The sequence below is a fragment of the Acinetobacter sp. YH12045 genome (assembly GCF_013419925.1).
In the GTDB taxonomy this organism is placed as follows: domain Bacteria; phylum Pseudomonadota; class Gammaproteobacteria; order Pseudomonadales; family Moraxellaceae; genus Acinetobacter; species Acinetobacter amyesii.
This window is the reverse complement of sequence record NZ_VOZE01000014.1, coordinates 1-13,444: the sequence shown is the minus strand read 5'-3', so window position 1 is coordinate 13,444 and position 13,444 is coordinate 1. Positions and strand designations below refer to the sequence as shown.

General features: G+C 38.9%; 7 protein-coding genes and 1 pseudogene. 5 read left to right on the top strand and 3 right to left on the bottom strand.

Annotated features, from left to right (window positions below; translation table 11 throughout):
* Positions 1 to 9 precede the first annotated feature (9 nt).
* The 5 genes and pseudogenes from FTU02_RS13925 (at position 10) to FTU02_RS13905 (ending at position 5,910) form a co-directional block, all read left to right on the top strand.
* Positions 10 to 822, top strand: coding sequence for a CoA ester lyase (locus FTU02_RS13925; RefSeq protein WP_257223733.1), 813 nt, complete (start codon positions 10 to 12; stop codon positions 820 to 822).
* 31 nt (positions 823 to 853) lie between these two features.
* A complete protein-coding gene (locus FTU02_RS13920; RefSeq protein ID WP_180115482.1) occupies positions 854 to 1,696 on the top strand; it encodes a hypothetical protein in 843 nt (280 codons plus the stop codon).
* 1 nt (position 1,697) lies between these two features.
* The gene (locus FTU02_RS13915) at positions 1,698 to 2,888 is read left to right on the top strand and encodes a CaiB/BaiF CoA-transferase family protein (protein WP_180115483.1); all 1,191 of its coding nucleotides are present in this window, start codon (positions 1,698 to 1,700) and stop codon (positions 2,886 to 2,888) included.
* 97 nt (positions 2,889 to 2,985) lie between these two features.
* Positions 2,986 to 4,698, top strand: coding sequence for an electron transfer flavoprotein-ubiquinone oxidoreductase (locus FTU02_RS13910; protein ID WP_180115484.1), 1,713 nt, complete (start codon positions 2,986 to 2,988; stop codon positions 4,696 to 4,698).
* Between the two features lie 382 nt (positions 4,699 to 5,080).
* Positions 5,081 to 5,910: pseudogene (locus FTU02_RS13905) on the top strand (TIGR02391 family protein).
* 30 nt (positions 5,911 to 5,940) lie between these two features.
* Here FTU02_RS13905 and FTU02_RS13900 read toward each other — a convergent pair.
* From FTU02_RS13900 to FTU02_RS13890, 3 genes are all read right to left on the bottom strand, one after another.
* Entirely contained in the window at positions 5,941 to 9,078 is a 3,138-nt protein-coding gene (locus FTU02_RS13900) for a type I restriction endonuclease subunit R (protein WP_180115485.1), read from the bottom strand.
* Positions 9,079 to 9,152: 74 nt separating this feature from the next.
* A complete protein-coding gene (locus FTU02_RS13895) occupies positions 9,153 to 10,409 on the bottom strand; it encodes a restriction endonuclease subunit S (RefSeq protein ID WP_180115486.1) in 1,257 nt (418 codons plus the stop codon).
* Position 10,410: 1 nt separating this feature from the next.
* Complete coding sequence (locus FTU02_RS13890) at positions 10,411 to 13,173, bottom strand: type I restriction-modification system subunit M (RefSeq protein ID WP_180115487.1); 2,763 nt, start codon at positions 13,171 to 13,173, stop codon at positions 10,411 to 10,413.
* Between the last annotated feature and the right edge of the window lie 271 nt (positions 13,174 to 13,444).

Below are 13,444 nucleotides of genomic sequence, written 5' to 3'. Positions count from 1 at the left end.
GGTAAGTCAATGAATAAAGTGATGAAATCAGCACGTTCTTATCTCTTTGTTCCAGCCAATCGTGTTGAGCGCTTCGAAAAAGCGCTCAATGCCGATGCCGATGCTGTGATCATCGATTTAGAAGATGCCGTTCCATTCGATCTTAAACAGTCTTCACGTGATGCACTTGCTGCTTGGCTGCAAGACCATCCTGAACATCAAGTGATGATCCGCGTGAACTCAAGCCAAACTGAATGGTTCTTGGCGGATATCGAATTAGCGAAATTTCCCAATATAAGCGCAATTGTGCTGCCTAAAACTGAATCCAGCGCAGACATTGAAGCTGTGCTGAAAATTCGTGATGTTGGTATTTTTCCACTGATTGAAACACCTCAGGGTTTCGCAAATGTCAGACAAATTGCTTGTACCAAGCAAGTCATTGCTTTGATGTTTGGCACGATTGATTTCCAACTTGAGTTGAATATGAATGGCGGTTATTTAGAACTGCTATCGTTTAGAAATGAAATTGTTTTAGCCTCTCAACTCGCGAAGATTCAAGCACCTGTAGATGGTGTGACGGTTGATTTTAAGGATGAAGATTTAATTCAATTAGAAACACAGCAAGCTAAAAACTTAGGTTTCGCTGGCAAATTGTGTATTCACCCCAACCAAGTCAATCTTGTCAATCAAACGTTTAATCCAAGCACTCAGGAAATTTCTTGGGCAAACCAAATTATGCAAGCTGTTGAAGACGCAAAAGGACAAGCAGTCAGCTTGAATGGAAAAATGATTGATCTACCGGTTATTTTGCAAGCACAAAAAATTATTGATCGTGCATCTTAAGGAATAAAAAAAGGAATATAGGGATAAGAATATGGAAAATTTTGATGCTTGGATTGGCAAAAAAGAAGTTTTAAATGATTTTACACATCCGCGCTCTGTCTCAATGATGCAAGCGCTGCTAAATCAGACGGAAAATAAAATCAGTGAGTTACCGCACCTATATCAATGGTTTTACTTCCTGCCAATTGTAAATTCAGAAAACCTCGCTGAAGATGGACATCCTCAAAAAGGCGGATTCTTACCCCCAATTCCTTTTCCTAAACGTATGTGGGCAGGCAGCCGCATTGAATTTATTGAACCTGTACTACTCAATACCAACGTCCGTAAAGAATCTGAAATTATTAAAATTCAGTTCAAATCTGGCAAAAGTGGCGATATGTACTTCGTTACGGTAAAGCACTCTATATTTTCCAATGATATTTTAGCCATTGTTGAAGAGCAGGATATCGTTTATCGCGCTGCATCTAATCAGCCACAAACGCTTAAAGCTGCTGCGCCAATTGCGGTCACAGAAAAGCCATATACATACAAAAAAAGTTTTTCAGTGAATACCACTACGTTATTCCGCTATTCTGCTTTAACCTTCAATAGTCATAAAATCCATTATGATCGTCCGTATGCGATGGAAACAGAAGGCTACCCAGGCCTCGTCGTTCACGGCCCCCTTTTAGCAACATTGTTGCTGCATACATTTAAACAAGAACATAGCGATAAAAAAATTTCGCGCTTCGAATTCAAAGCTGTTAATCCTGTATATGATTTCAATACATTTTCAATTTGCGGCGATGTACAGCTCAACCAAGCTGAATTATGGATTGAAAAATCTGACGGGCAAATTGCAATGAAAGGCGCTGTACAATATCACGAGGGTTAACATGCCAGCTTTAGATGGAATCACTGTAGTCTCTTTAGAACATGCGATTGCTGCGCCATTTTGTACAAGGCAACTCGCAGACCTTGGGGCACGTGTCATCAAAATTGAACGCCCACAGGTTGGTGACTTTGCCCGAAAGTACGATGAACGTGTCGATGGCATGTCCTCGCATTTTGTTTGGACAAACCGTTCAAAAGAAAGCCTGACGTTAGATTTAAAAACTGAACAAGCAAAAGCTGTAGTCAAACAACTTTTATTAAAAGTTGATGTATTAGTACAAAACTTAGCGCCTGGTGCGGCATCACGCTTAGGCTTTTCATACGAAGAGCTTGCTGAAATTAATCCTAGAATTATTGTCTGCGACATTTCTGGATATGGCGATGATCTTAATCATCCTGGGCCATACCGCGACAAAAAAGCGTATGACTTGCTGATTCAGAGTGAGTCAGGCTTTCTCTCTATTACTGGCACGGATGAGGAAAGTGTTAAAGCAGGATGTTCCATCGCAGATATTTCTGCTGGCATGTATGCCTACAGTAATATTCTGGCTGCGCTGATTGAGCGCGGTAAAACAGGCAAAGGTAAACGCATTGATGTCTCTATGCTGGAAAGCATGACAGAATGGATGGGATACCCGCTGTATTACACTCTAAATGGTGAGTCCTCACCACCTCGGAGCGGTGCTTCACATGCCACCATTTACCCTTATGGGCCATTCCCAACAGGCGATCAAAAGCAAGTCATTTTAGGTGTGCAAAATGATCGTGAATGGCAAGCCTTTTGTGAAATGGTACTAGAAGCTCCTGAACTTTATCTCGATGCAAGATTCCACACCAATACACTCCGCTCGCAAAACAGACATACATTGTGTCATATGATCGAAAAAAAGTTCAGCCAGTGGTCACAAGCTGAAATTATGCAGCGTTTAGAAAGCGCAAATATTGCCAATGCACGTGTCAATCAAGTTCAAGACCTATGGCAGCATCCACAGCTTCAGGCACGCCAGCGTTGGATTGAGGTCGATTCCCCTGTTGGAAAAATCCCAACCTTAAAACCAGTCGGTTTATCCAATACTGAGGATTTTACTGTAAAAGGCATACCTAGTTTAGGTCAGCATACCCACAGTATTTTAAAGGAATTGGAGTTTAGTCCAGAATATATTCAATCCTTATCAGTTGAAGGCATTATTTAACTTCTTATCTCGCTTGCTTAGGCCAGCAAGCGGGTTTTTAAATTTAAGCTGAAATTTCTCACCCCAATTTTATGAAATAATCCACAGAGTAAAAATCATGGAAGATATTACACGTGAATCGATGGAGTTTGACGTAGTAATCGTTGGTGCAGGCCCTGCGGGTCTTTCTGCAGCGATTAAAATCCGTCAACTTGCAATTGAAAATAACCTGAACGATTTGTCCGTTTGTGTCGTAGAAAAGGGCTCCGAAGTAGGGGCGCATATTCTGTCTGGCGCTGTGCTTGAACCGCGCGCGATGAATGAACTCTTCCCTGACTGGAAAGAACAAGGCGCTCCTTTAAATGTGCCTGTCACTGAAGACAAAACCTATTTCTTATTGTCTGATGAAAAATCTCAAGAAATGCCGCATTGGATGGTGCCAAAAACCATGCACAATGATGGCAACTATGTCATTTCATTGGGCAACGTGGTTCGCTGGTTAGGCGCTAAAGCTGAAGAATTAGAAGTATCAATATTCCCAGGCTTTGCAGCTTCAGAAATCCTTTACCATGAAGACGGTACGGTTAAAGGCATCCAAACTGGCGACATGGGCATTGGCAAAGATGGCGAACCGACGCACAACTTTACCCCTGGCTATGAACTGCATGCAAAATACACATTATTTGCTGAAGGCTGCCGCGGCCATCTAGGCAAACGCCTTATTTCTAAATTTGATTTAGATAAAGATGCTGATCCGCAGCATTACGGTATCGGTATTAAAGAGCTTTGGGAAATCGACCCTGCAAAACACAAAGCAGGTACGGTAATGCACGGTGCTGGCTGGCCTTTAACTGAAACGGGTTCTTCAGGCGGCTGGTGGTTATACCACGCAGAAAACAACCAAGTGACTTTGGGTATGATCGTAGACTTGTCATATACCAACCCGCACATGTACCCATTCATGGAAATGCAGCGCTGGAAAACACACCCGCTGATCAAACAGTTCCTTGAAGGCGGCAAGCGTATTTCTTATGGCGCGCGTGCAGTTGTGAAAGGAGGTTTCAACTCGCTTCCTAAATTCACATTCCCAGGCGGCTCGCTGATTGGTGATGACGCTGGCTTCTTGAACTTTGCAAAAATCAAAGGCTCTCACACTGCCATGAAATCTGGCATGCTGTGCGGTGAAGCAGTATTTGAAGCGATTGCTGCCGGTGTAGAAAAAGGCGGTGACCTTGCTATTGCCCGTGTGACCGAAGGTGAAGACTTCTTCGCTAAAGAAGTGACTGCATACACTGAGAAATTTAACAACAGCTGGTTAAAAGAAGAGTTATACAACGCTCGTAACTTTGGCCCTGCAATGCATAAATTCGGTACATTCGGCGGCGGCGCATTTAACTTTATCGATCAAAACATCTTTAAAGTGCCATTTACGCTGCATGACTTACAGCCTGACTACAGCGCAATGAAATCTGTAGAAGCGAACAACATGAAACCAGACTATCCAAAACCGGATGGCAAGTTAACGTTCGACCGCCTATCTTCTGTATTCGTTTCAAACACAGTACATGAAGAAAACCAGCCTGCTCACTTGAAGCTGACAGATGCCTCTATTCCAGTAAATGTGAACTTACCAAAATGGGATGAGCCTGCTCAGCGCTACTGCCCTGCTGGTGTTTATGAAATTATGGAAGAGAATGACGGTTTTAAACGTTTCCAAATTAACGCAGCAAACTGTGTGCATTGTAAGACTTGTGACATCAAAGATCCCTCTCAGAATATCACCTGGGTAACGCCTGAAGGCGGTGGTGGTCCGAATTATCCAAATATGTAATTTAAGATAGTTCTTGTGAGGAAGCTCACATATACCCATACATGTGGAGTTATAACTAGCTCTTCATTTTAATTTTTTAGGTAATCTCAGTGCCTTAGGGTGCTGAGATTGAAAATATAACTGCAGTATGGAATATAATAAAAAATTAACTCTTCAAAAAAAAGTATAATTATTTTTTATTCATTGGCTCATATATAAATTCAAGATAATTTTTTGCAAAAAAAAATGAACGGTTTTTAAATAATAGCTTTTTTTGAGGTGGTGGCAATTGAACTCACCCAAAATCCCCAAAGAAATCTAGCAATTAGAAAATTTGAAGTACTAGATTTTTACCCCAATTTACCCCATCATCTTTTCGAACAACAATTCTCTATTTATAAAAATGTTTAAAACAGAAAATTACTATCGTGTCGATTATTTAGGTGAAGAAGGCATTACAGAAACATGTCTATTAAGCCTGCACAATTTGATCCAAACTCATGCAGATCTAAGTTACGCCCTATTGCTGACAAGTGAACAATCTCATGCCTTTATCTTGAAAGATCTAACCGAAAATTATTATGTCATTCGCTCTGGCTTTACATCTTGTTATTCAGGTGAAGGACCAAAGGGTCTAGCAAAAGCATTAGCTCTTTTAAGCAAACATAGAATTGAAACTGAAGAAATTCTAATACCTACGAAGCTTCTCAATAGATTGAATAACTCATCATTAAATGATCAGGATATTGATTTTATTTTTCAGCAAAAAATCATTCGTCCTATTCGTCTGCATGATTATATTTATCCTTTCGAAAATGAAGCAGCCCACACTGTTAATTCAAAGCGTTACTACCCTTTAGAACTACCCTACTCGATTATTGATGACAGAATTTTTGACCTTGCTCTACTCTTTAAACAAGATCCCGACTCTGCTTTAACAAAAGCATATAAGCGTCTTGAAGATATTATTCGTACACGTACAGGTATCCGTGAGCATAGCACCAAGCTGTTTGCTCAAGTCTTTCAAGGGGAAATGCCATTCTCACTTGGGATGTACCAGAGAGTGCCGAGATCAAAGGTCGAGTAAATTTATTTACAGGTGCCTATATGGCTTTCCGGAACGCTCGTGCACATCGAGAGAAAGATGAAAACTTAATTCATCAGTACCGAGAGTTTCTATTAATCAATGAGTTATATCTACTAGAAGCTGAAGCAATAACAGAATCAAAATAAGACAAGGCCATTTGGCCTCGTCTTATATTACTATGTTAATTCTTTGCCGTTACTTAATATGAATTTTCGCAACATTGCATCCACTCGAATATTTACTTTGTGAGGAAGAATGGTTGCTCCATCTTTAGCTTCTAAATATTGTTTTGCTTTGACTTTATCTACCGTTGCTAGAAGCTCATCAAAACGTCCAAACTCATTAATATTATTTACAGTCACCTGCGTATTCATGAGTTGTCTTAACTTCGTTTCATCGAGTCCTAGTGCTTCTGCAAGATCATGAATTCCATCTTCTTGTGCTTGGAATTGATACTCAGTAATGTAATCCCTGAACGATTTACCAGCAACAAGAGTCACATCTCCACTCTGTACATCATGCAAGAAGATATTAGCAAACTTCTGTTCTTCGGCACTGAGCATTGCAAAACTCTTATGCAATTCATTTAACGCATCTTCAATAGAAAGTTCTAAATCACCATTACGCAGTGCTTTTAGATATTTATCAAAACGACTATTCATGTAGTCTGAATCGATTTTGTCTGTATCGATTTCTGTTAAATAGCCTTCTACTTCAAAAGGTATGCTCCCACCACCTGAACCGCCACCACCGCCATTCGAGAACAGTTCTTTATAACGCAGTGCCAGAACTAAGAAAGTTTGCTCATCCAACTTTAATTGAATCGTAAATTTCTTTTTATGCTCATCAGTAAATTCATAACTCAATTTATCCCATTTAAAGCCCTGAATTTTAGCCGCTTCAAGATATTCGTTGAGTTGTTTAAACAGTTTGGCAAATAAAGCACAGGACTGATCATCTTCTGGTAACTTCTCAAAATTAGACACATGGGCACTTTTAAATACGCTATCAATTTTTTCGAAGATGTCATTGATGTTTTTTAAATTGCTTGGCAATTTATCGACAAATAAAGCCAATGGCTTATCACCCGAATATAATTTTACCGCAGCGTCGATATTACGCTTCATGGTGTGCGGACGACGATAATAACGAATAATGCCAAATGGCTTATCTTTGCCAAACAAGCGATTGGTACGTGAGAAGGCTTGGATTAGATTTGCATATTCTAACATCTTATCCAAATACAGCGTGTTAACCCATTTTGAGTCAAAACCTGTCAGCATTTGATCCACCACAATTAACAGATCAAGCTGTTTTTCAGGCGTATTTTCGATGCGTTTATAGGCTTCTTTGTGTGATAGGCGATCTGCAATATCTCTCTTCATCTTGGCATGAGTAGCTAAACTAAAGTCCACACCATAAAGTGCATTGTAGTCTTGAATAATTTCAACTAAGCCATCCTGTTTAAAGGCAGCATTACCATTGTTATCAATATTTGGATCAAATAAGGCTGTGACTTTTAGCTCTGGCATCGACGTTTTAATCAGTCGATAGTACTCAATTGCTTCAGGAATACTACTGGTTGCAAACATGGCATGGAATTTATGATTTTGGCTAAACTGCATCCAATTGTCTTTAATATCTTCAACAACTTTATTGCGATGCTCAGTACGATGATATTGTGATGTTGGCAGATAGTCTTCGATTCCTTTTATGTATTTGCCAGACTTATCTATACGCCCTGCCATTTCAACTTGCTTACTGTCCATAAAGTGTTGATAGACTGCTTTTTTGTCAGGATCATCGATGGCTTCTTTTTCTGTATTGGCTTTTGCCTGATACAGTGCAACTTCTTTACGCAATTTAGAATCTTTATAGGTTGAAACCAAATAAGGGTCAAAACCTAAAACGTTTTTATCTCGAATACCATCTGCAATGCTGTAACGGTGTAATTCATTACCAAATACCGTTGCAGTGGTATTCATATTTTTTTCGTTTTCTTCCTGAATCGGCGTACCTGTAAAACCAAAGAATACTGCTTGTGGGAAGGTATCTTTAATGGTCATCAACATTTCACCAAATGTAGAGCGATGTGCTTCATCTACGATGATGACAATCCGTTTTTTATTGATCAGTTCAATGTCATGTGCATTTAAACCGCCATCTTCATCCTTAATATTACTCATTTTTTGAATTGAGCTTACGATCAAGACTTCATTTGGATTTTTACTTTTAAGTTTACTGACCAAGGCATGGGTATTTTCAGTGGCTTGGACAAAGTCTTCAATTTCAGCAAAGTTGTTATATTGCTCAAGTGATTGCACACCCAATTCAATACGATCCATTAAGAAAATCACTTTATCTGCATCTTTGCTCAGAGCAATCAAATGGGCTGCTTTAAAGCTGGTCATGGTTTTACCTGATCCAGTAGTATGCCAAATATAACCACCTAAACGATCTCGGCCATCCCATTCTATACTTGCCACTCGATCCGTGATTTCATGTACAGCAAAACATTGATAACTGCGCATCACTTTTAAAATACCATCAGTTTTATCCGCAATAGTATAAAAACCAATAAGTTGATGAGCCATGGGGATAGAAAGCAGATTCCCTGCAATATCTTTCCAATAGTTCACGGGTTCGTTATTAAAATCTCCCCAATTGAAATAGAAATCTGAGTTAAATGTGCCATCAGGTCCCGGGTTGGCAAAGTACCATGTTTCTTCTGGGTTCATTGCCACGAAGATTTGTACCAATGCAAACAAACCTGTAAAGATGCCCGAACGTGCATAGTTTTCAATTTGGTGTGCCGCTTGACTCACTGGCACGCCTGAGCGTTTTAGCTCGATATGAAAAACAGGCATACCATTAATGAGCAGCATTAAGTCGCCACGACGGTCATTTAAGATTTTAGATTTGGTTGGGAATTTGGGTTGTTGCGCAATTTGATAACGGCTTTTACCTGCGGCAATTTCTTGACGGTCGTAAATGGTTAAGCTGACTTCTTTACCACAATGTAGTTCATCATTTGGATTGTCACGTTTAATGGATACGGTTTTACCGTTAATAAATCCATTGAGGGCAAACGGTGTACGTAGCGTATTGATCTGTTCAATAATCTGATCCATTTCCCCTTGAGTTAAAGGCTGATTATTCAGTCGATCAATTTCTCGGTTATTTTGAAATAGGATCTTTGCCCAGTTATCAATCAGATCCTGTTCCGTTGGGTTTTTAATGACATCTTGCCAACCTTTTTTTAAAAGGAGATCAATGAGTGCTTGTTCGAATGCTGTTTCGCTTTTAAAAGTCATATCAAATTTAGTTTTATAAAGTCAGTATTTAGATTTTAAAAATCCCCCTTACATCAAGGGGGATATAGCAATTATTAAACAAACATTTTTTCTAAAAATGCTTGTTTCAGATTTTTTACAGTTTGGAGCTGTTGCTGGTGTAAATAGATCTTTTCATCAATTTTTTTGAAGAATTGACCTATTTTTTCCTGTTCAGCTGGCTCTGGGATTTTACAGGTAAATCCTAAAATCTTACTTGGAGAAGTATGCTTTACTGTCGTACCTGTTGCCGCTAGTACGATATATTTATGGTAGGATTTGGTCTGCAATAAATAGAATAAAAACTCTTTATCTAACTCTGAGTTTTCAAAATTAATTAGTCCTAATCGCTGATTATGAAGGAAGGTTTTTCCTTTAATTGATGGTAATAATGCAGGTAGACCTAAAGTATCACTTTCTTTACTTAAGTCAGTCATAGTTACAATAAGATCATTTTCCTTAAGGATATAATTCTTAGGAACTTCACCCTTATAGTAGATAAATTTTTCAGCTTTAAATCCACCACCAATCCTAAAGTTACCCGGCGTTAATAAACAATAATCGGTTTCTTTATCGCTAAAAAACTCACCATTAAATGCATAACCATGCTTAATCGAAATATAATCTAATAATTTTGAGCTATGCCAATCCCCACCAAAACCTTTTAAACGAATTTCAGGACGTTGAGCTCCCTGTTTTGGAAACATTTTTCCCAACATCGCTTTTTTAAAATTTTGGGTTTGAGCCAATTTCTTTTCATGTAAAGCAATTGATTGATCAAGCTTTCTGAACAAGTCACCAATAATAATCTGCTCTGATTGGTCTGGTAAAAAAAATGTGAAATTTCTAATATCATTAAGACTCAAATGAGGCACAGCAGTTTCAGTTTTGATTCCAGAAATATGACTTAAAAAGCCCTTATGTATATACTGGTAAATAAACTCACTTTCAACCTTATTACTCCTTACACGAGCAACTCGCTGAACTAAAAGTGCTGGTAAATCTTTTGAATTTATCTTAGCATAACTTTTCCCAATTAATGCACCATCCATTTGAATAACAATATCTTCGGCTTGTAGCAAATAGCGCTCTAAACCTTTTGAAGACGGCCAATATTTAGATAAATTAGCAGAGGTATCTAGATAACCTCTTTTGACATTCATTCCTCTTACTAGAAGAACACCACTAGATGTAAACTCATTGCTATCAAAGGGATTGCCTGTAAGCAAATCTGTACATTTGGCTAAACTTGATTTGAACCATCCGCCTACAAAGCCTATAAATCGCACCTCAGGGCATTTTTGCTTTTCCACATTACGCCCCTTTTAACAATGCTTGAAACTGTGCCAAACCTTGCATATCAAACTCATCACCTGTTAAGTCATCAATCAAGGCTGCAAGGCTATGCTCTGCCTCAGTCAGCTTTTGCGTGGTTTCCGTATAGGTCACGGCATACTTATCTGCCAAAGCCTGTACCGTATCGGTAAAATGCTCAATCACTTCATTCGGCAATGCCAAAATCGCAGACACAATCGGTTCAACCCACTTCGCTTCTAGCAACGCTTTCACTTGCGCTTCTTCTAAAGCTTCAATCGTGGTTTTGGTTAAAAGATGCAGTACAGCTTCTTCTTTACTAATCTGTGCTTTTAACTCTTTCTCTTGTGCAAGTAACTCATCGACCTGTACCAAAGTTGCCTCTAAACTGCCTTCTTCAAAACTAAAGCCTGAACGCAATTGCTTTAAATAGGCTTTTACTTTTGGTGCTGCATAAGTGCCATCTTTATTGGCTTCAATGTTAGACCACTTCACTTCCGCATGAGTTTGTACAAATTGCTCTTTTTGTTGCTTCTTCGGTTTAGGGTCTGTTCCTAAAAACTCAAGATATTCATTGAGTGCCACAATTTCAGGCGTTTCAATTTCCGCATAAGCTTGCTTTAACGCTTTAGCAATTTCAGCAGGCACAAATGCATCATTGGCTTCATTTAATAACTGCTCTTTATCTTCTTCAGATAAAGACTCCATCAAAGACTCGATCTCTGCACTCGCTTCTGCAAGTTCACGCTCTTTGACTTTTAAGGCTTCCAATTCTTTAGACAATAAACGTTGCTGTACTAGATCAAATGGCAATACATAGCCTACCCAACCTTCTTGTACTTCATGCTCTTTACCATCTTTCTTTTTAATCACGATATTTGGATTAACAATTTTGGCAGCATCCAAACCTTCAGATTGAATAATCTCCAAATCACCTGCAATACCTTGCCATTGATCATCTAAAGCTTGGTACGCCTGATATTTATCCACCAGTGGAATATCAGCTAAACGTTTAAAGATGTCCTTACTTAAAACATTTTCTTGCTGGGCAATATGCAAGCTTTGCATTTTGCCAATGAGTTCACCCTTCAAGTAATCCTTAAAATCAGCAAATGCGGTATTAAACTGAGTCACAAAGCCCTTCACATCTTGATGGCTGTGAATCGCTTGGCTAATTTCAGTCGTTGCTAAATTGACATAAGGCGTATCACTCTCGGCAAATAAGTCTTGGCGTAATTGTGGGAATGCCTTCCAATATGCACTGTGCGCATCAATTTCTTTTTTCGGAATACCGCCAAACATCGTGGCATAGATATCCCATGTTTCAGCCGTTGCTGAAGAGTCTACATAACGAGGAATATTCAGGTTGTAGCCCTGATCCTGAATTTCTTTTTGCGTCACTAGACGTGAGAACTGCTCAACATCTTTACGTTCAATCACAGCATCGACAATTTTCTTAATATTCGATGCTTGAAGATGGTTGTTTTTACCGAGCTTCACAAAGCCTTTAGATGCATCAACAATCAACACGTCTGTAGTTGGACGTTGTTGTTTTAAAATAAGGATGACCGTTGGAATACCCGTACCAAAGAAAATATTGGCAGGTAAACCAATAATCGCATCAATGTGGTTTTTCTTAATTAAATTGGTACGTATACGCTCTTCTTCACCGCCACGGAACAATACGCCATGTGGTAAGACAATCGCCATAATGCCATTTGGTTTTAAATGATATAAATCATGCAACAAGAACGCATAATCCGCCTTAGTTTTAGGGGCTAAACCGAATTCTTTGTATCGAGGGTCTGCATCTTTATTTGCTGGATCCCAGGCTTGTGAATATGGTGGATTCGATACCACTGCATCTACATAGAGTGGTTCGTAAGTATTGATGGGATCATTGTCTTCAAAAAATGGCCAGTCATCTTCTAAAGTATCAGCATTTCTCGCCACAATATTGGCAGGTAAAATACCACGCATCACCAAGTTCATACGGGTTAAGTTATAGGTATTCTCTTTTAATTCTTGTGCGTAGTATTTGATTTTATTGGCATCATTCACATGCTTCGCCACAGAACTACCAATATTAATCAGCAATGACCCTGACCCACTTGTTGGATCGTAAATTTTAATTTCAGGCTGGTCTTTTAAATGATGCGCAATAATTTCAGACATAAGCACTGAAACTTCATGCGGTGTATAGAACTCACCTGCTTTTTTACCCGCATTTGCTGCAAAAGAACCAATTAAGTATTCATAAATGAAACCAAGCACGTCATAGTCTTGCTTGTTATTCATTGGAATGACTTTGATCAGTTGCAACAAGTCACTGATCGCTTTGGTCTGGCTATTTGAGTTATCGCCTAATTTACTTAGACCTGTCTCTAATGTCTTGAAAATACCTTCAAAAACTTTTTTATGGGAACTATGAATGTGGCGTGAGAAAGCGGATAGCGCATCACGAACATCAGCAACTGTAAAGTCTAAGCCTTTATTGAGCCATGTTGAGAACAGGTCATCATAAGCGATGAAATAACCAATACCATTTTTAATAAATTCTACGGTTTCAGCATCTTCTTCTGTCAGTGCTTCAATATCTGACTGTGTAAAATCGTTCGCTTCTAAAAAGCTTTGTTCTTTATCGGAAAGAAACTTGTAGAACATGAACCCTAGGATATAGTCTTTATATTCATTTGCCTCAATCTTTGAGCGCATTTTATTGGCTGATTCCCAGATTTTGGAAGCGAGTTGTTGCTTGTTCATAGGGTTGTCTACAGTTCTTAAATAAGGTTAAAGCCTTTAATGACCAGAAGGCTTATGATGCCTGTATTCTCGTTGATTTGGGGGGTATTCTCAATAAGAACCGTCAAATAAGAAATATTTATAATTTTAAAGTGTTTTATATTTCATTAAGCCTCTTTCATAAATCAAAAAACGAACAGTCTCTTGCTGATTATTTGTACCGAAGAATTTTAAATATTCATGCATAATCTGCGGATGAAATATATCGATTCAAAGAAGCTTTCTGAAACAC